The 18,754-nt window shown below is 69.3% G+C and carries 15 protein-coding genes; 2 read left to right on the top strand and 13 right to left on the bottom strand.

Translation table 11 applies throughout. The features are described from left to right. Positions 1–110: 110 nt before the first annotated feature. The 13 genes from test1122_RS07145 to iolC form a co-directional block, all read right to left on the bottom strand. Positions 111–311 carry a helix-turn-helix transcriptional regulator gene (locus test1122_RS07145; protein ID WP_232268319.1) on the bottom strand — a complete coding sequence of 67 codons (201 nt, stop codon included), beginning with the start codon at positions 309–311 and terminating at the stop codon, positions 111–113. A gap of 134 nt (positions 312–445) precedes the next feature. Then, positions 446–1,708, bottom strand: coding sequence for a condensation domain-containing protein (locus test1122_RS07140; RefSeq protein ID WP_232268318.1), 1,263 nt, complete (start codon positions 1,706–1,708; stop codon positions 446–448). 15 nt (positions 1,709–1,723) lie between these two features. Then, positions 1,724–2,659 carry an NAD-dependent epimerase/dehydratase family protein gene (locus test1122_RS07135; protein WP_232268317.1) on the bottom strand — a complete coding sequence of 312 codons (936 nt, stop codon included), beginning with the start codon at positions 2,657–2,659 and terminating at the stop codon, positions 1,724–1,726. Next, positions 2,656–3,801, bottom strand: a complete 1,146-nt coding sequence (locus test1122_RS07130; protein WP_232268316.1) for an N-acetyltransferase — start codon at positions 3,799–3,801, stop codon at positions 2,656–2,658. Before test1122_RS07130 ends, test1122_RS07135 begins: the two co-directional genes overlap by 4 nt. Continuing rightward, a complete protein-coding gene (locus test1122_RS07125; RefSeq protein WP_232268315.1) occupies positions 3,798–5,024 on the bottom strand; it encodes an aminotransferase class I/II-fold pyridoxal phosphate-dependent enzyme in 1,227 nt (408 codons plus the stop codon). The genes test1122_RS07130 and test1122_RS07125 overlap by 4 nt, the downstream gene beginning before the upstream one ends. A 24-nt stretch (positions 5,025–5,048) precedes the next feature. After that, entirely contained in the window at positions 5,049–6,293 is a 1,245-nt protein-coding gene (locus tag test1122_RS07120) for a cytochrome P450 (RefSeq protein WP_232268314.1), read from the bottom strand. A 266-nt stretch (positions 6,294–6,559) separates the two neighbouring features. Continuing rightward, positions 6,560–7,576 carry a Gfo/Idh/MocA family protein gene (locus tag test1122_RS07115; RefSeq protein WP_232268313.1) on the bottom strand — a complete coding sequence of 339 codons (1,017 nt, stop codon included), beginning with the start codon at positions 7,574–7,576 and terminating at the stop codon, positions 6,560–6,562. A 147-nt stretch (positions 7,577–7,723) separates the two neighbouring features. Beyond that, positions 7,724–9,811 (bottom strand): FUSC family protein, encoded by a 2,088-nt coding sequence (locus tag test1122_RS07110; protein WP_232268312.1) that lies wholly within the window; start codon positions 9,809–9,811, stop codon positions 7,724–7,726. Positions 9,812–9,971: 160 nt separating this feature from the next. Further along, positions 9,972–11,471 (bottom strand): CoA-acylating methylmalonate-semialdehyde dehydrogenase, encoded by a 1,500-nt coding sequence (locus test1122_RS07105; RefSeq protein WP_232268311.1) that lies wholly within the window; start codon positions 11,469–11,471, stop codon positions 9,972–9,974. 91 nt (positions 11,472–11,562) lie between these two features. Beyond that, positions 11,563–13,449 carry a 3D-(3,5/4)-trihydroxycyclohexane-1,2-dione acylhydrolase (decyclizing) gene (iolD, locus tag test1122_RS07100; RefSeq protein ID WP_232268310.1) on the bottom strand — a complete coding sequence of 629 codons (1,887 nt, stop codon included), beginning with the start codon at positions 13,447–13,449 and terminating at the stop codon, positions 11,563–11,565. Then, positions 13,446–14,363 carry a 5-deoxy-glucuronate isomerase gene (iolB, locus tag test1122_RS07095; RefSeq protein ID WP_232268309.1) on the bottom strand — a complete coding sequence of 306 codons (918 nt, stop codon included), beginning with the start codon at positions 14,361–14,363 and terminating at the stop codon, positions 13,446–13,448. Before iolB ends, iolD begins: the two co-directional genes overlap by 4 nt. A 17-nt stretch (positions 14,364–14,380) precedes the next feature. Continuing rightward, positions 14,381–15,259, bottom strand: a complete 879-nt coding sequence (locus test1122_RS07090; RefSeq protein ID WP_232268308.1) for a Cgl0159 family (beta/alpha)8-fold protein — start codon at positions 15,257–15,259, stop codon at positions 14,381–14,383. A 34-nt stretch (positions 15,260–15,293) separates the two neighbouring features. Continuing rightward, complete coding sequence (gene iolC, locus test1122_RS07085) at positions 15,294–16,238, bottom strand: 5-dehydro-2-deoxygluconokinase (RefSeq protein ID WP_232268307.1); 945 nt, start codon at positions 16,236–16,238, stop codon at positions 15,294–15,296. Positions 16,239–16,617: 379 nt separating this feature from the next. On the opposite strand from iolC, the gene test1122_RS07080 reads away from it, so the two are divergent. Together test1122_RS07080 and test1122_RS07075 are read left to right on the top strand one after the other, a co-directional pair. Next, positions 16,618–17,640, top strand: coding sequence for a sugar ABC transporter substrate-binding protein (locus test1122_RS07080; RefSeq protein WP_232268306.1), 1,023 nt, complete (start codon positions 16,618–16,620; stop codon positions 17,638–17,640). Then, complete coding sequence (locus test1122_RS07075) at positions 17,640–18,749, top strand: ABC transporter permease (protein ID WP_422396936.1); 1,110 nt, start codon at positions 17,640–17,642, stop codon at positions 18,747–18,749. The genes test1122_RS07080 and test1122_RS07075 overlap by 1 nt, the downstream gene beginning before the upstream one ends. Positions 18,750–18,754 lie beyond the last annotated feature (5 nt).

The raw sequence follows: 18,754 nt of genomic DNA, 5'->3' as shown, positions 1-18,754 counted from the left end.
CCCCCGGCGGGTATTCCATAAGTATCGGGTCCCCGGGGAATGCGGCGGCTCCGGGTGCCGCTGGGTGCAGCGGCGCCCGGAGCCGGTGGTAGCTGGGTGCGGGGTCGGGGCTATGCCTTCTGCCTGCCGCCGTGGCCCGGTCGGCGGGCGACCCACTCGCGGACCGTGTCCGCGAACCAGTAGGGCTTTCCTCCCTCCACCAGATCGGGCGCCGGCAGCAGGCCGTGTTTGCGGTACGAGCGCACGGTGTCCGGCTGGACCCGGATGTGCGCGGCGATTTCCTTGTATGACCAAAGGCGTCGGTCGGTCATGTCTGGGCACCTCCACGGGGGTGACTGGTGATGCACCAGCAGCCTGTGCGCGGAGGAGGACAGGGTGAGAGGGCCGCGTGGGGCTGTTGACCGGCTGTGACGTGGAACACGCGCGATCGTGACGGCTGTGACAGTCAGGAGACAGGCAAGCCCGGCGTGCCGGGGGCGGGAGTAGCGGAGACCGCGTTCCCGAGGTGAAGCGTGGCACGGTCACAGAGCTCTTGGGCGTAGGCGCCGGACTTCGAGGTGACGCCGAAGAAGAGCTGGCCATCGATCCCGAAGAGGGCGACCAGGGGAGTGCCGGACAAGCTGGTGTGGCCAGCGCCGTACAGACCGGTAACGCGCAGGGCTCCATAGTCGACGGCGATGGGTGGGCGCATATTGCTGATGGAGAAGTCACAGAGGGACCGTTTGGTCTCGCTGCGCCGCAGCAGTGCTCCCATGGTTCTGCGGGAGAGGAAGGGGAGCAGGCGCCAGCCACGGATCAAGGAGATGAGTTCTTCGGGGCGGAGATGGCGCTGGATATCGGCTCTGACGCTGCGGGCGGTATCCCAGAAGTCGTACTGGTCGTTGCCGTTGACCCGTAGTCGGAAAGCGCTCGCGTAGAGACCCACCGCTTCGCCCGCCGCTGGAGTCAGAATCCGCCGCAGGTCCACCGGCACCGTGATGCTGGCGGTAGCGGGGCAGCCGAGATCCGTGAAAGCCCGGGCGAAGGCGGCACAGAGGGCGGCTTGGAGGCTGCTCCCCTCGGAGCGGCAGCGGCTGAGGAGAGCCGCCGTCTCGCGGGCGTCGAGGGACCAGCAGGCGAAGGTGAGCGGGCCTTGCGGGGCAGTTGGACGGCCGCCGCCACGTACCATGCGGGCCGCTTTGACCAGATCGGTGAGGCGAGCGCGGCAGTCGGGCAGGAGGTCATCGGCGGGCGCGGCGACGACAGGCGTCATATCGGCGCTCGTCGGGTCGGTGAGCCATCGCAAGAGATCACGCAGCACAAAGCAACCGGAGATGCCATCGGCCACAAGATGGTGGTAGACCCCGATGAGATCGAAGGAGTCCCCGGCGTCGACCATGACGAAACGGGACAGGGGGCCGGTGCTGGCCTGGAAGGGACGACTGAGTTCCTCCTCGACGGCGTGTCTCCAGCAGTCCGGTGTGCTGGCCTTGATGACCCGTAGTTCCGGATCGGGCACCGCCTCCGTGGTGAGCCATGCCTGCCAGCGGCCAGGGTCCGCGATGCGGACGCCCAGCAACGGGTGGCGCCGACGGGCAGCGGCCAGGGCAGCCCGCAGGAGGTTGGGGGTTGTCCGCCCGCGCACCCGGCTGATGACAGCGATGTTGACGGGGAGCACCTCGCTCGCCGCCCAGACAAGACGCTCGGTGGGTGACAGTCGTCGGCGCATGAGCTGTGTTCCGTTCTACGGTCGCGTATACGGGGCCAGAGCGGTGGTCAGCCCATCGGCCAGCGACACTGCCGGGGCGAAGCGCAGCTGGCCGACGCTGCTTCCGTTGACGCACGTCCAGGCGGGTTGCCGGGCTTCATTGACCTTGTCGCGGTTGAAGGCGTACGTGCCGAACATTCCCACTGTCCGTGCGGCTGCCCTGGCCAGTGGCACGGGGATGTGCACGACCCTGGGCGGGCGACGGCCGAGGGTGGTGGCGACGGTGGCGCCGATGTGGTCCCAGCGGTGCTCGGTGCCGTCGCTGACGTGGTAGACCGCGCCCGGTGCGCCGGAGCCGGCGGCGGCGAGCAGGGCGCGGCACAGGTCGTCGACGTGGATAAGGGAGTAGTGGCGTGGCCCGGGGCGGCCGACAGCGGGGAGGAATCCGGTGCGGACCGCAGTCACCAGGTGGGGCAGGAATCCGTGATCCCCGGGGCCGTAGACGATGGGCGGCCGGACGATGACGCCGGGCACTCGGTCGGCGATTTCCCGCAGGGCATGCTCGCCGCCGAGTTTGCTGCGGCCGTACGCGGAGACCGGGGTGGGTTCCTCGTCGGCGCGGCGTTGCCGTCCGGGGCCGACGGCGGCGAGGGAGGAGCAGTAGACGAGCCGGGGCGGTCGCGGGAGACGGGCGAGGGCGGTGCAGAGCCGCCGGGTGCCCTCCGTATTGACCTCGGCGTACCCAGCCGAGCTGGGTGCCTTGGTGACTCCGGCGAGGTGAATGACGTGCTCGGCGTCCTGGACGGCGGCGTCCAGTCCGGCGCCGGTGGCGAGGTCGCCGTACGTAAGCCGCACCCCGGGGAGGCGAAGCTCGCGCCGGACGAGGGCGGTCACATCATGCCCGTGCTCGACGAGGTGGTGGACGAGCCGACGCCCGATGAAGCCGGTGGCACCGGTGATGAGGTATCTCACCGCAGACCGCCGAGGTCGCGTTCGTAGAGACGGTGCGTGCGGAAGTGGCTGCCGCCGAACGCCTGCGCATAGCGGTTGGCGTGATGGTTGTCCGCCAGAATCCAGGAGAGCTCGGTCTCGGTATAGCCGAGCCGGAACGCGGCGCGCTGGGTCTCGGTGAGCAGGACGGCCATCAGACCGCGTAGCCGGTGCTCCTCCTTGATCCCGGAGGTGACAGCCCGAGTGCGGTTGATCCGGCGGCCCGCCCGGGTGATGCGGACGAGGGCAATGGGCAGGCCGTAGCTGGTGAGACGGCCACGGGCGGCGCACAGGGCCTGGTTGGTGTCGGGAAGCCACAGCGTGTACGCGGCGGGCTCGCCATACACCTCCACGATCTGTAGCAGCTCTGGCTTCAGGATGGGCTTCAACCGCCGTACGCAGTAAGCGAATTCGCTGTCCGACATGGGGACGGATGCGTAGTTCTCCGCCCAGGCGTCGTTGTAGATCTCCTTGACGGCCGCCATATCCGCGTCGAAGCGCTGTGGATCGAGCGGGCGGACACGGACCCCCGGGGCGCCCAGGGCGCGCTCCGCGGCACGCAGGATGGCGGCGGGTGGCTCGCCGTCGGGAGGCATCGTAATCCGCCAGGAGAGCAGATCCTTGGCCTCGGCGAACCCGCAGTCGGTGAAGAGCCGACTGTAGTACGGGGGGTTGTGCGGCATCAGTGTGGTGGGCGGGCTGTCGAAGCCCTCCACGAGCACCCCGCACTCGTCGTTGGTGGAGAAGCTGAGCGGACCGAGCATCCTGCTGAGGCCGCGCTCGCCCAGCCAGTCGGCCGCCGCGCCGTAGAGAGCCGCCGCGACCTCGGCGTCATCGACGCTTTCGAAGAGGCCGAACTGACCGCACTTGGGGTCATGCCGGTCCTGGAAGCGGGGATCGACGATGGCGGCGATCCGGCCGACGACCATGCCACCGCGCCGGGCGAGGAAGAGCTGGACCGTGCCCAGGCCGTAGAAGGGGTTACGGCGCGGGTTGAGGAAGTCGCGGCGCTCACGCTCCAGCGGGGCCACCCAGTGCGGGTCCGCCCGGTAGAGGGAGTAGGGCAGCCGGATGAAGGCCGTCGTATCGGAGCGGCCTCGTACGGGTGTGACGCTGATGGTCATCGGGCGCTCACCGGCTCCTGGTCCGTCGTCTGAGGGGAACGGGGGCCGGCCACCGGCCGTCGGCGGGCAGCGGCGAAGGCATCCAGGATCCGGGCGAGGTGATCGTCGGTGTGGGTGGCCTGGACAGCCACCCGGATCACACACTGGCCCTCGGGGACGCCCGGGGCGCCAATCGCGTTGGTGAAGACACCCTCATCGAGGAGCTTCTGCCACATCCGGGCGCAGTCCGCCGCCTCGCCGATCCGTACCGGGACGACGGGAGTGACCGACTGGCCGGTGTCATAGCCGAGGAGAGCCAGTCCGTTCCGCAGCCGCTCGGCGAGGTTCAGGACGCGGTCCCGGCGCCAGGGTTCGGACTCGATGATGTCAAGGGCGGCCACACCGGCCGCCAGTGCCGCCGGGGGCATGGAGGCGGAGAACAGGATCGAGCGTGCCGCGTGCCGCAGATAGTCGACGACGTGGGCCGGTCCGGCGAGGATGCCGCCGGTGGAGCCAAAGCATTTGGAGAGGGTGCCCGTGTGGAAGTCGATGGCGCCGTGCATGCCGAAGTGTTCGGCGACCCCACGTCCACGCGCACCCAGGAGCCCGATGTCATGAGCTCCGTCAACGATGAGCCTCGCGTGGTGGCGGCGGGCGAGGGCGGTGAGTTCGGGGAGGTGGCACAGGTCGCCGCCCATGGAGAACATGCCGTCGGTGACGATGACCTTGGCCGCGTCGGGGTCGGCCTCCGTCAGCAGCTCGGCCAGGTGGTCCATGTCGGAGTGCCGGTACAGGACGCGGCGGGCCGCGCCGAGCCGCAGGCCGTCGACCAGGGACGCGTGGTTGGCCATATCGCTGAAGACGATGTCGTCCTTGCCGAGCAGTGCCGCGATGGCGAGGTTGGCCTGGAAGCCGGTGGTCACCACGGCGGCGGCCTCGGTGCCGAGGAAGTTGGCGAGCCGGGCCTCGAGCTCGCCATGGAGCGGAAGGGTGCCGTTGAGCGTACGGGCGCCGGAGCAGGAGGTGCCGTATCGCCGCACCGCGTCGGCGGCGGCCGCGATCACCCGGGGGTCGGTGGACAGCCCCAGATAGTCATTGGAGCCCGCCATGATGACGCTTCTGCCGTCGACCAGGGTCTCACCGTCGTGGGTGTGCGTCGAACGGTAGAAAGGCCGGATTCCGGTTCTCACCATGGCCTGGAAGAACGTTGACGAGGACAGGTCCTTCTCGAAGACATCCGCCATGGGATTTCCCTTACGTGACAGGCCTTACGCGGCAGGAGAGTGGTGGACAGACGCGCTGATGGGCAGGTGAGTGATATCGATGAAGCTCGGCCCGGTCTGCCGTCGTGGCGCGGCGGCGAGCCGTGCGCCACGCAGCTCCCTGGCGAAGGCCCGTACGAAGGCCACCGCTTGGGCACGGGCCAGATGGGCCCCCAGGCAGTAGTGCAGTCCGGATCCGAGGGCCAGCAGACGCCGGGGAGGGCGGTTCGGCCGGAAGGTGTGCGGATCCGTGAAAACCTCCGGGTCCCGGTGTGCGGCGCCGATCAGTGCGTGCACGATCTGGCCGGCGGGCAGTGACCTGCCGGCGAGTTCGGTCTCGTCGGCGGCGACCCGGGTGACCACACGTACCGGTGCGTCCCAGCGCAGCACCTCGGTGACGAAACGGTCAGTGAGGTCAGGCTCCAGAAGGATCCTCTCGGCGAGGCCAGGCCGGGTGGTGAGAGCCAGCGCGAGACTGGCCAGCAGCGCGGCCGTGGTGGGCACCCCGGCAGAGAACAGCGTCAGCAGCAGATAGCGGGCGCTGACCGGTTCGCTGGCCGCCCAGTGGGAGAGGATGTCGTCGGCCGGGTGCCGGCGTCGATCGGCCAGCATCCGGTCGTAGCAGGCCAGCAGGGCTGTCGCGGCGGCATCGGCACGCCGTATGGCACTGGGCGGGCTGGCCAGCTCCTCGGCCTGTACGAGGGCGAGGTTCTGGTCGGTGAGCCACGCCTGATCGGTATCCGGGGGCAGCCCGAGCAACCTGGCGAGTACGGCGGTGGGCGTGGGGCGGCAGACCGCGGCCACAAGATCGGCGGTGCCCTCCCGGCGGAGCCGGTCCACGAAGGCGCGCACCTGACCGTCGACCAGCGGCTCCACCCGGGCCTCCGTCAGCTGCCCCACAGCACGCGGGGTGAGAATCCCGGCCAGCGGGCGGCGCCGTGCGGTGTGCTCGGGCGGATCCTGCTGCAGGGGCGTCTCGCAGAGCCCCACCGTGCTCGAGCTCTCCCGCCAGCCGGGCCGGTGCTGGTCCCGCCAGGACGCGCTGAGGGTCCGCCAGGTGCGATCGGTGAGTACCTGTCGGCAGTCCTCGTAGCCGGGGACGAGCAACGCGCGCCAAGGAGTGGGGACGAGCGGCCCGGCAGCGCGCAACTCGCCGTAGGTGTCGGCGAGTTCCTGGGGATCGGAGGCCTGACGCCATCGTCGTACGAGACCGGCCGCGCTGCGGACCTCGCGGGGCGGGATAGTCAGCAAGGTTTTTGACTCACCTGTCGTCGAAGCGGAGCTCCTGGCTGAGACCAGAGCCTAGGAAGCCCGCTTCGCCGAATAGGTCGCGATCCAGGGAAACGCCTCTATTTCACCCGTTCGTGAAGACAGTTCGCCCCGTATTCGTGAGCCGGTCACATATTCGTTGGCCCTGTCACGCATAAAGAGCGAGATCCCGACTCCGGCGGCGGCCAGTATTGGTGAGAACTCGCTCCACTCATAGCCCAACTCCGCGCCAACCGCGGGCACCTCTCTCAGGCGTAGAGCGCGGGGCGCTCGATCATGACGACGGGGGTGCGCTGGCCGGTGAGCTGCGCCGTGATGCCCGCCTCACAGACCGCGGCGGCCGCGTACCCGTCCCAGGCGCTGGGACCGGTGGCCTCGCCCCGGCGGGTGGCGTCCACCCAGCGCTGCACCTCGCGGTCGTACGCGTCGGCGAAGCGGGCGATGAAGTCCGGGGTGATCTCACCGCCCCAGCGGCCCGCGGTGTTGGTCAGCAGGCCATGGCCCTCACCGATCCGCGCGGTGCCGTTCTCGCAGACCGCCTCGGCCTGTACTTGGTAGCCGAAGCCGCAGGTGGCGAACATCTCAACATTGACCACCGCGCCGCCATCGGTCTCGAAGACCACCAGCTGCGGGTCGCTCAGCCCCTCGGGAGCGTTGGAGCTGGGCGTCGGGTGGATGACGGTGACCGCGGTGATCTCCTGCTCCAGGAGCCAGCGGGCGCAGTCCATCTCATGTACGACCGAGTCGCTGATCAGCATCTCGTTGGTGAAGTAGTCATGCACGGAGACGTTGCGGTGCCGGCAGTGCAGCAGCAGCGGACGGCCGAGACGGCCGCTTGCCAGCAACTCCTTGAGCTGGAGGTACTCACTGTCGAAGCGGCGCATAAAGCCCACCTGGATCCGCCGGTGCCCCAGCTGCTGCTCGGCTTCCAGCACGCGCAGCGCGCTGACGGAGTCCGGGGTGAGCGGTTTCTCGCAGAGCACCGGCAGATCGCGGGCGAGCGCCTCGAGCAGCGCGGTCTCATGGACCGGGCCGGGGGAGGCGATCAACACGGCGTCCACGCCGTCCGCGGCCATCGCCGCGACCGGGTCGGTGTACGCGCGGCAGCCCTCAAGGGCGTACGCGAGCCCTTTGGCTCTGGCCTCGTCGATGTCCACTACGGCGGCCACATGCGCGCCGCTGATCACATCATTGATCCGGCGTACATGGTCGGCGCCCATCTTCCCGGTGCCGATCACGGCTACGCCGAGCGTACGGTTCGTCATGCTTCCCTCGCTTGTGGTTGACCTTGCACGTGCGTTCCCCAACCCCACCCCTTCCCGGCTGTACCGATGTGCGGCTCCGCCGCGTGGGGGGCTGGGGTCTGGGGGCGGCAGCCCCCAGTTTCGGGGGACACGCTCCGGGCCGCCCGGCTAGCGGGGTGGGGTTACTGCTTCGGACAGGTCGTTCAGGGCGTCCAGTAGGAGATCCGCTACGCGCAGGGCGACGCCGTCCGGGGGTTCCGTGTTGGCCCGCCACTCCGCCAGCGCCTCGCGTACCGGCTCCCAGTCCGGCTGCTCGCGGGCCCGGAGCGCCTCCGCCGCTCTGGCGGTCGTCGGCGCCAGGGTGAGCGCGAACTGTTCCGCGCACCAGTCCGGTGCGGTGTGATCCGGGAGGTGGGCCTCCAACAGCATGGTCACCCGGCCCATGGTGATCAGGGCGGACTGGGCGTCGGTGGCCCGGCGGTGGGAGAGCCCCCGGTGGCGTACCGGCTCGACGCCCGCGCGGGTCGTGGTCCGTTCCCACTCCATACGGGCCGCACGCGCGTCCAGCAGCGCCTCGCGTACCTGCCGGGTCGCCCCGGCCGCCGGGCGGGCGTAGCTGTCGAAGACGGCGGCGGCATAGCGGCCGTTGGCGACCAGCCAGTCCGCGAGCCGGTCGTGCAGCCGTGGTGTCTCCCAGGCGGGGAAGAGCGCGTAGGAGAGCAGCGCGAGCAGCCCGCCGATCAGCGTCAGCAGGATCCGTTCCACCACGGTCTGCGTCCAGACCTCCCCCATGATGCCGAGGAGGAAGACGACATAGGCGCCGATGCAGGCGGAGATGACGATGTAGCCCGTGCGCATCAGCAGATACAGCAGGCCGACGCAGACCACCGCCAGTGCCGCACTGGGATACGGCCCCGGCCGGAGCAGGGCCAGCACCGTGCCGGCGACCGCCACGCCGCCGACGGTCCCCACAAAGCGCGCGGAGCCGCGTTCAAAGGTCTGCGAGAAGTCCGGCCGCAGCACCATGACGACGGTGAGCGGAACCCAGTAGCCATGCTCCGGAGGCAGCAGCTCGCCGAGCAGATAGCCGGCCGCGACCACCGCCGCGAGCCGCAGTGCGTGCCGCAGCACCGGTGAGGACCAGCGCACTTCGCGGCGCAGCGCGCGCACGGCGACCGGCAGCAGGCCGGGGACGCTGGTGCGGTGCAGATGCGGCTGCTGTTCCCCGGTGACCTCGATCGGCTGCTGTGCCGCCTCCACCGCATCGTCGCTGAGGGCGAGCAGCCGCAACGCCGCCTTACGGGCCGGTCCAGGCGGCAGCACCGGCCCGGATTCGGGGACTTGGAGGGTGTCGAGCGCCCCGGCGGGGATACGCGGCCGCTCACCGCGGCGGATCGCGCGGGCGGTGGCGTCCAGGACGGTCGCGGCGGCGGCGAGCAGCTCATTCACCCGGTCCCGTTCGGGGCCCTTCTCCGGGACACCGCCGACGACCGGATCGGCCAGCGAGGCGAGGACGGGACGGAAGCGCTCGGCGAGAGCCCGGTAGCCGTGCAGTTGACGGGGGCGGCGACGGGCCTGGCGCGGGGTGACGGCGGCTGCGCTGCGGGCTTCCATCAGCGGCTGCGGGTCAAAGGGCGCGGTGGGGTTGTGGCGCAACCGCCGGGCGTAGTCGGCGACACCGGCGAGCGCGTCGGCGAGGGCGTCACGGCGGGCGCCCCAGCGCCGTACCGGGAAGAGCACGATGAGCGTCGCCTGGAGCAGCCCGCCCAGTGCGATGATCCCCGCGTGCTGGGCGGCCTCGAGCACCGTGGCGGGCAGGGTGACGACCACCAGCATCACCGCCACGGTGAAGCCGGAGACCACCCCGGCGACCGGCCCGGCCGCCCAGGCCATGCCCGCCGCGAAGGCCCATACGGCGAGCAGCGCGATAAACGCGGCGGTGTGCCCGGCGAGCAGATAGCCGAAGAACGCGCTGACGGACAGCCCCGCGGCCGCGGCGAGCGCCAGCTCCGGGCGGGGCCGCCAGCTGCGCTGGAAGGTGGCGATCCCGGAGGCGAAGGCGCCGAACGCGGCGGAGACGGCGAGCGCGGGCGAGCCGAGCCACAGGGTCAGCCCGAGGACGATCGCGACACCGCAGGCGCCCCGGATCGCGATCAGCGGGGTGAGCGCGGCACGCTCAACGCGCAGCCCGGAGCGGGCGGTGTTCCGCAGGGCACGCGACCAGGACTTGGCCATGTGCGGATCAGCCGCCGTCATGATCCCGAGTATCCCGGGGTGATGCGCCGTACGGCTTCGAGGAGCCCTTTGTCGGCGAGTCGGCTCACGGGGTGTGCGTCCGCCGCGCGTCACCGACTGCGGATGGGCCGGGCCGGGCGGCATCCGTGCCCGGCCCGGCACCTCCGCGATGGTGGTCGGCTCAGTGGTGGTTGCTGGGGAAGCCCAGGTTGATGCCGCCGCTGTCGGCCGGGTCCGGCCAGCGGGTGGTGATGACCTTGCCACGGGTGTAGAAGGCGATGCCGTCGTTGCCGTAGATATGCAGGTCGCCGAAGAGGGAGTCCTTCCAGCCGCCGAAGGAGTGGTAGCCGACGGGGACCGGGATCGGGACGTTGACGCCTACCATGCCCGCTTCCACCTCAAGCTGGAAGCGGCGGGCGGCGCCGCCGTCGCGGGTGAAGATGGCGGTGCCGTTGCCCCACTGGGAGCTGTTGATGAGGGCGATGGCCTCGTCGTACGTATCGGCGCGGACAACGCACAGGACGGGGCCGAAGATCTCGTCGCGGTAGGCGTCGGCGTCCGTGGGGACCTTGTCCAGCAGGGAAACGCCGAGGAAGAAGCCGTCCTCATGGCCGTCGACGGTGTAGCCGGTGCCGTCGACGACGACCTCGGCGCCCTGCGCGGCGGCGCTCCGGACATAGGAGGCGACCTTGTCCCGGTGTGCCTTGGTGATCAGTGGGCCCATCTCCGAGGCGGGATCGGTACCGGGGCCGATCTTGAGCCGTGCGGCACGGTCCGCGATCTTCTTGACCAGATCGTCGCCGGTCTCACCGACGGCCACCACCACGGAAACGGCCATACAGCGCTCACCGGCCGAGCCGTAGGCGGCGTTGATCGCGTTGTCGGCGGCGAAGTCAAGGTCGGCGTCGGGCAGGACCAGCATATGGTTCTTGGCGCCGCCCAGCGCCTGTACCCGCTTGCCGCCCGCCACCGCCTTCGTCTGGATGTACTGGGCGATCGGGGTGGAGCCCACAAAGGAGACGGCCGCGACGTCCGGGTGCTCCAGGATCCGGTCAACGGCGACCTTGTCACCGTTGACGATGTTCAGCACACCGTCCGGCAGCCCGGCCTCGGCGGCCAGCTCGGCGAGCCGGTAGGAGGCCGAGGGGTCCTTCTCACTGGGCTTGAGGACAAAGGTGTTTCCGCAGGCGATGGCGAGCGGGAACATCCACATCGGGACCATCGCCGGGAAGTTGAAGGGCGTGATGCCCGCGACCACGCCCAGCGACTGGCGGATGGAGGCGACATCGACCCGGGTGGAGACCTGCGTGGACAGTTCGCCCTTCAGCTTCTCCGGGATGCCACAGGCGAGTTCCACGATCTCCAGACCGCGGGCCACCTCACCCAGCGCGTCCGAGTGCACCTTGCCGTGCTCAGCGGTGATGAGGGCGGCGATCTCATCGCGGTGCGCGTCCAGCAGCTCGCGGTACTTGAAGAGAATCGCCGTGCGCTTGGCCAGTGAGATGGTGCCCCAGGACCGGTACGCCTCCTTGGCGGCGGCGACCGCGGCGTCCACCTCGGCGGCGCTGGCCAGGGCGACCTGGGTGGGCTGCTCACCGGTGGCCGGGTTGTAGACGGGTCCGTAGCTGCCGGAGGCGCCGGGGGCGGGCTTGTTGTTGATCCAGTGGCCGATGGTCTTCATCAGGTGCGGGGCCTCTCTACGGGTCTACAGGGGGCGGGTGTCATGGGAGTGACGAGGTCACAGGTGTCAGGGGGTCATGGGGGTCTCGGGGTCAGATGTGGCGGCGTCGGCTGGCGACATGGCGGTCGTACTCCTCCCGGGCCTTGAGCGCGGCCGGGCGGGTGGCGGTCTGGGCGACCGGCACATCCCACCAGGCCTGCGGGGCCGGGGCGGTGGGACGCGTATCGGTCTCGACGTACACACAGGTCGGCCGGTTGGAGGCGCGGGCCTCGGCGAGGGCAGCGCGCAGTTCGGCGACCGTGTCCGCGCGGATCACCGCCATGCCGAGGGAGGCGGCGTTCGCCGCGAGGTCGACCGGCAGGGGGTCACCGGTGTAGGTGCCGTCTTCCGCGCGGTAGCGGTACGCGGTGCCGAAGCGCTCAGCGCCGGTCTCCTCGGCGAGGTTGCCGATGGAGGCATAGCCGTGGTTCTGGATCAGCACGATATTGACGTTGATCCCCTCCTGAACCGCCGTGACGATCTCGGTCGGCATCATCAGATACGTGCCGTCACCGACCAGCGACCACACCGGGGTGTCCGGCGCGGCCAGCCGGACCCCGATCCCCGCCGGGATCTCGTATCCCATGCAGGAGTAGCCGTACTCCAGGTGGTACTGACGCGGCGAGCGGGCCCGCCACAGCTTGTGCAGATCGCCGGGGAGCGACCCGGCGGCGTTGATGACCACGTCCTGGTCGCCGACCGCGGAGTCCAGCGCGCCGAGCACCTGGGTCTGGGTGGGGCGTACGGAGTCGTCCTCGGCGGCGTAGACAGCGTCGACCGTACGCTCCCAACGCGCCTTGCCCGTGCGGTACTCGGCCTCATAGGTCTCATCGACCCGGTGGCCCCTCAGCACCTCGGTGAGTGCTTCCAGTCCCATCCGGGCGTCGGCGACCAGCGGCAGGGCGCCCAGCTTGTGCGAGTCGAAGGCCGCGATATTGAGGTTGAGGAAGCGGACATCCGGCTCGGCGAAGAGTGTGCCGGAGGCGGTGGTGAAGTCCGTGTAGCGGGTGCCGACGCCGATGATGAGATCCGCGGTGCGGGCCAGGTCGTCAGCGATCTCGGTACCGGTATGGCCGACGCCGCCCAGATCCGCTGGATGGTCATGGCGCAGCGAGCCCTTGCCCGCCTGGGTGGACGCCACCGGGATGCCGGTCGCGTCCACCAGCGCTTTCAGGGCCTCTTCGGCCTCGCTGTGGTGGACGCCGCCGCCCGCGATGATCAGTGGGCGGCGGGCGGCGCGGATGGCGTGGAACGCCTCGGCCAGCGCCCCGGGCTCCGGGGCCGGGCGGCGCACCTGCCAGACCCGCTCGGTGAAGAACTCCTCCGGCCAGTCAAAGGCCTCGGCCTGCACATCCTGCGGCAAGGCGAGGGTGACCGCACCGGTGTCCACCGGGTCGGCGAGCACCCGCATCGCCTGGAGGGCGGCCGGGATCAGCGCCTCGGGCCGGGTGACCCGGTCGAAGTAGCGGGATACGGGCCGAAGCACGTCATTGACCGAGATATCGCCGGCGTACGGGACCTCAAGCTGCTGGAGCACCGGGTCGGCTACCCGGGTGGCGAAGGTGTCGCCGGGCAGCAGCAGCACGGGCAGCCGGTTGACGGTGGCCAGCGCGGCGCCGGTGACGAGGTTGGTGGCGCCGGGGCCGATGGAGGTGGTGACGGCGTGGGCCCGCAGCCGGTTGGACTGCCGGGCGTAGCCGACGGCGGCGTGCACCATCGCCTGCTCATTACGGCCCTGGAGGTACGGCATAACGTGCTGGTTCTCCAGCAGCGCCTGGCCGATCCCGGCCACATTGCCATGGCCGAAGATGCCCCAGGTGGCGTTGATCAGCCGCTGTCGCTGGCCGTCGCGCTCGGTGTACTGGGCAGCGAGGAAGCGGACCAGTGCCTGGGCGACGGTAAGCCGGCGCGTGGGTGCCGTAGAGGCCGTAGAGGTCACCGTCCACCCTCCTCTTCTGCGGATTCCTTCGTTTCATACAGCGGCAGCCTCGGATCCACTGGTGTATCAGCCCATGCGCCTCGGATCCACGCGTGATCAGGATGGTCGCAGATAAGCCACTGACGATCCACCCCTGGACCGGCCATCACATTGAGGTAGTACATATCGTGTCCCGGCGCCGCGATGGAGGGGCCGTGCCAGCCATCCGGAATGAGTACGGCGTCACCGGTGCGCACCTCGGCGAGCACATCGGTGCCCCGGCCGTGCCCGGAGGGGGACACCCGCTGATAGCCGAGCCCTTCGGTGCCGTCGTGCGGGGCGATCTCGAAGTAATAGATCTCCTCCAGCTCCGACTCCTCACCCGGGCGGCACTCATCGTGCTTGTGCGGCGGATACGAGGACCAGTTGCCGCCCGGAGTCAGTACCTCGACGGCGATCAGCTTGTCGGCCTCGAAGACGCCTGCCGCACCGAAGTTGTTGACCTGCCGGGAGCAGTTGCCGCTGCCGCGCAGCTCGACGGGGACGCCGGAGGCGGGGCCATAGCGGGCCGGGAGCCGTCGCTCACAGCGGGCGCCGGTGAGTGCGAAGCGGCCACCGCCGGTGGTGACGATGGATACCTCGGCGTCCCGGGGGACATAGGCGAAGTCGCTGACTCCGGCGAAGACACCGCTGCGGCCGTGCAGCTCGAAGGTCTGCCCCTCGGCGGCCACCGAGCAGCCGCCGCTCAGCGGCAGCACGATCCACTCGCTCTCGCCGGTGCCGAAGGCGTGGGAGCCGCCGGGCTCCAGCTCGATGACGCGTAGCGAGGAGTAGCCCCAGCCGACCCGCTTGGGGTCGATGTCCAGTGCGTACGGCCCGTCGGCCGCGCGGCCCGCCGGAACGTAGAAGTCCGGTTCGCCCTTGAAGTTCGTCATGTGCGTAACCCTCCCCTTCAGAACAGTCCAACGGCCGTGTCCACGGCCTGCTCGACATCGCCGTCCGCCGGATAGAGCAGTGAGCGGCCGACGACCAGCCCCTGCACGGTGGGCAGCTGAAGGGCCTTGCGCCACTTCTCGTACGCGCCCTCCTGGTCGCCGTTCACCTCCCCGCCCAGCAGTACGGCCGGGAGCGTTGAGGTCTCCATGACCTGTGCCATCTCATCCGGGTCGGCGGTGACCGGCACCTTGAGCCACGTATAGGCGGAAGTCCCGGCGAGCCCGGAGGCGATGGCGATGGACTTGGTGACCGCCTCCGCGCTCAGGTCGTTCGTCACCCTGCCCTCGATCCGGCGGGAGATGAAGGGCTCGACGAAGACAGGGAGCCGCAGTTCGGCCATCTCGTCGATGGCTCTGGCGGTGGAGAGCATCGTGGCGAGTGAGCCCTCGTCCTCATAGTCGATGCGCAGCAGCAGCTTGCCCGCGTCGAAGTTCAGCCGCTGTATGTCCTGGGCGCGGTGTCCGGTGAAGCGGTCGTCGAGCTCGAAGGTGGCCCCGGCGAGGCCGCCGCGGTTCATGGAGCCGATGACGACCCTGTTCTCCAGGGCGCCGAGGAGGAGCAGGTCCTCCAGGATGTCGGCGGTGGCGAGCACCCCGTCCACACCGGGGCGGGAGAGTGCGAGGGTCAGTCGCTCCAGCAGGTCGACCCGGTTGGCCATGGCCAGCTTCTGGTCGCCTACGGCGAGCGCGCCGCGCGCGGGGTGGTCGGCGGCGATGATCAACAGTCGGCCGCTGTCACCCATGAGTGGACGGCGGACGCGTCTGGCGGCGGCCTCGGCGATCGCCTCGGGGTGCTGGGTCCGCACCCTGACGATATCGGGGATGCTGATGCTCAAGAGGTGCTCACTTTCCGGAGGCAGTCAGAGGGAGTCAGTGGCCGAGGAGGTCTTCGACCTCGGACTCGGTCGGCATCGCGGAGGAGCAGGCGAGCCGGGAGGCGACCAGGGCGCCGGCGGCGTTGGCGTACCGCATGATGTGGGCCAGCTCCCAGCCGCCGAGCAGCCCATGGCAGAGCGCGCCGCCGAACGCGTCCCCGGCGCCAAGGCCGTTGACCACCTCGACCGGGTGCGGCGGCACTTCGGCGGTGGCCCCGTCCCGGTGCATGGCCAGGACCCCCTTGGGCCCCTGCTTCACCACGGCGAGCTCGGCTCCGGCCGCCAGCAGGGCCTGTGCGCATGCCTTGGGGTCGCGTACGCCGGTGGCGATCTCGCACTCGTCGAGATTGCCCACGGCCACGGTCGTCTGGGCCAGCGCCTGCTGGTAGTACGTACGGGCCTCGGCGGGGTCGCGCCAGAACATCGGCCGCCAGTCGAGGTCGAAGACGGTGACGCCCCTCTTGGCCCGGGCCTCCAGCGCGGCCAGTGTCGCGGAGCGGCTGGGCTCCTCGCACAGGCCGGTCCCGGTCATCCAGAAGACCCCGGCGGCCCGGATGGCGTCCAGGTCCAGCTCGCCCGGATAGATCTCCAGGTCGGGCGCCTTGGGCTGCCGGTAGAAGTAGAGCGGGAAGTCATCCGGCGGGAAGATCTCGCAGAAGGTGACCGGCGTCGGATAGTCGGCCACCGCCGTCACCCAGCGGTCGTCCACGCCGAAGTCCTTCAGGGCCTGATGACAGTAGTCGCCGAAGGGGTCACGGCCGGTGCGGCTGATGACCGCGCTGGAGCGCCCCAGCCGGGCGGCGGCGACGGCGACATTGGTCGCAGAGCCACCGAGGAACTTCCCGAAGGACTCCACCTGCGGCAGCGGCACCCCCGTCTGGAGCGGGTAGATGTCCACCCCAATGCGGCCCATCGTGATCACGTCGAGTGGCTCGGTCATGGTGCCCCTAAGAGAGTTGGCTGTCGGAAGCTTTGGGCTTGCCGGGTGCTGGCTTGCCGGGTGTGCTGGGCGTACCCACAGGTGTAGACCCCGTGCCGACCCATGTCAATAGTTTGTCATTACATTCGGACGTCTGGACCCTGGGCGACCATGGCGTTATCGCGCCGTTACGTCAAGATGAAGTGTTGTCCTGACAAAGTCTTGACAGCGGCAGCCTCCAAGGAGTCGAATCCGTCCTGCGAGGTGACGCTTCCGGTCGATGACCGGAAACGGCCCCTATGGCCCCCGGGCAGCGCTTCTCCCCCACCGCCCGGCGGGTCCCCACTCCCCTCTCCGCTCCACTCACACCGCTCCACTCACACCGAAGTGAGGTCAGGACATGAAGCGCACCGCACATTCCCGCCGGTCCGGCAGAACCACCGCCGCACTGGCCGCCGCCGCGGCCGCGGTCGTTCTCGCAGCAGGCTGCTCCAGCAGCGCTGGCGGCAAGCAGGCCCAGGAAGACTCCGGGGGCACCGCCGCCGGCAAGGCGGACACTCCCCGCATGAAGATCGCCATGATCACCCACGCGGCACCGGGCGACACCTTCTGGGACATCGTCCGCAAGGGCGCCACCGCCGCCGCGAAAAAGGACAATGTGGAGCTGATCTACTCCAGCGATGAAAAGGCCGCCGACCAGGCCAACCTGATCCAGAACGCCATTGACCAGAAGGTCGATGGCATAGCGATCACCGCGGCCAAACCCGAAGCCATGAGGACCGCCGTCGCCAAGGCACAGAAGGCGGGCATCCCCGTCGTCGGCTTTAATTCCGGTCTCGACCAGTGGAAAGATCTAGACCTTCTGTCCTACTTTGGCCAGGACGAGAGTGTTGCGGGCGAGGCCTTCGGCAAGCGGCTCAATGAGCTGGGTGCCAAGCGCAACATCTGTGTCATCCAGGAGCAGGGCCATGTGGCGCTGGAGGCGCGATGCGCGGGCGTGAAGAAGACCTTCGACGGCAAGACGGACATCCTCTACGTCAACGGCAAGAACATGCCCTCGGTCAAGTCGACCATCGAGGCCAAGCTCCGCCAGGACAAGTCCGTTGACTACGTCGTGACTCTCGGCGCACCGTTCGCCCTTACCGCGGTCGACTCGGTGAAGGACGCGGGCAGCAAGGCGGAGGTCGCCACCTTTGACCTCAACAAGGAACTGGTCGGCTACCTCAAGGACGGCAGCATCAAGTTCTCCGTCGATCAGCAGCCCTATCTGCAGGGCTATCTGGCCATTGACACCCTGTGGCTCTACAAGAACAACGGAAACTTCAGCGGTGGCGGTGAGGAGCCGGTGCTGACCGGTCCGGCGTTCGTCGATGAGAGCAACATCGACGACATCGCGAAGTTCGCCGAGAAAGGCACCCGGTGATGTCCATGACCCAGGCAGCCCCCACGGCGGCCGACTACCCCGCCGATCAGCCCCCCGCCGCTTCGGCGGCGGGGGGCGCCGGCCCATCGCCGGGCAACGACGGCCGTACCGCCCGGCGCTCAGCGCTGCACCGGCTGCTGGGTCGTCCGGAGATCGGCGCGCTGATCGGCGCCGTCGCCGTCTATGTCTTCTTCTTCTCCGTGGCGCCCACCTTCCGGCAGTTCGACTCGCTGGCCACCGTGCTCTATCAGGCGTCGACCATCGGCATCATGGCGCTTGCCGTGGCACTGCTGATGATCGGCGGCGAATTCGATCTGTCCGCCGGTGTCGCGGTGATTACATCGGCGCTGACGGCCAGCATGTTCGCGTTCCAGATGTCGATGAACGTCTGGGTAGGTGTGATCGTCGCCCTGGCCGTCTCCCTGTCGATCGGCGCGTTCAACGGCTTGCTGCTGATCAAGACCGGTCTGCCGAGCTTTCTGGTCACTCTCGGCACCTTCATGATGCTGCAGGGCGCCAACCTCGCGATCACCCGGCTGGTCACCGGCAATGTCGCCACCGACTCCATCCGGGACATGGACGGCTTTGAGCAGGCCCAGGCGGTCTTCGCCTCCAGGATCACCATCGCGGGGACGGAATTCAGAATTACCGTGCTGTGGTGGCTGCTCTTCGCCGCCATCGCCACCTGGGTCCTGATGCGTACCAGGTACGGCAACTGGGTCTTCGCCGTGGGCGGCAACAAACACAGCGCACGTGCCGTGGGTGTGCCGGTGACCTTCACCAAAATCACCCTCTTTATGACGGTGGGTTTCGCGGCCTGGTTCGTCGGCATGCACCAGCTGTTCGCCTTCAACACCATCCAGTCGGGGGAGGGCGTCGGCCAGGAGCTGATCTACATCGCCGCGGCCGTCATCGGCGGCTGTGTGCTGACCGGTGGCTATGGCTCCATATTCGGCCCGGTCATCGGCGCCTTCCTGTTCGGGATGGTGACCCAGGGCATCGTCTACGCCAACTGGAACCCCGACTGGTTCAAGTTCTTCCTCGGCGCGATGCTGCTGCTGGCCGTCCTCATCAACCTGTACGTACGCAACCAGGCCACCCGGAGGTGATGGCG

Origin of the sequence: Streptomyces gobiensis (genome assembly GCF_021216675.1) — a bacterium.
Taxonomy (GTDB): Bacteria; Actinomycetota; Actinomycetes; order Streptomycetales; family Streptomycetaceae; genus Streptomyces; species Streptomyces gobiensis.
This window is presented reverse-complemented; position numbering and strand designations above follow the sequence as displayed.

Coding starts and splice junctions, on each gene's coding strand:
- test1122_RS07145 (WP_232268319.1), bottom strand. CDS start 311: ATGACCGACCGACGCCTTTGGTCATACAAGGAAATCGCCGCGCACATC.
- test1122_RS07140 (WP_232268318.1), bottom strand. CDS start 1,708: ATGCGCCGACGACTGTCACCCACCGAGCGTCTTGTCTGGGCGGCGAGC.
- test1122_RS07130 (WP_232268316.1), bottom strand. CDS start 3,801: ATGACCATCAGCGTCACACCCGTACGAGGCCGCTCCGATACGACGGCC.
- test1122_RS07125 (WP_232268315.1), bottom strand. CDS start 5,024: ATGGCGGATGTCTTCGAGAAGGACCTGTCCTCGTCAACGTTCTTCCAG.
- test1122_RS07115 (WP_232268313.1), bottom strand. CDS start 7,576: ATGACGAACCGTACGCTCGGCGTAGCCGTGATCGGCACCGGGAAGATG.
- test1122_RS07110 (WP_232268312.1), bottom strand. CDS start 9,811: ATGACGGCGGCTGATCCGCACATGGCCAAGTCCTGGTCGCGTGCCCTG.
- test1122_RS07105 (WP_232268311.1), bottom strand. CDS start 11,471: ATGAAGACCATCGGCCACTGGATCAACAACAAGCCCGCCCCCGGCGCC.
- iolB (WP_232268309.1), bottom strand. CDS start 14,363: ATGACGAACTTCAAGGGCGAACCGGACTTCTACGTTCCGGCGGGCCGC.
- iolC (WP_232268307.1), bottom strand. CDS start 16,238: ATGACCGAGCCACTCGACGTGATCACGATGGGCCGCATTGGGGTGGAC.
- test1122_RS07080 (WP_232268306.1), top strand. CDS start 16,618: ATGAAGCGCACCGCACATTCCCGCCGGTCCGGCAGAACCACCGCCGCA.
- test1122_RS07075 (WP_422396936.1), top strand. CDS start 17,640: ATGTCCATGACCCAGGCAGCCCCCACGGCGGCCGACTACCCCGCCGAT.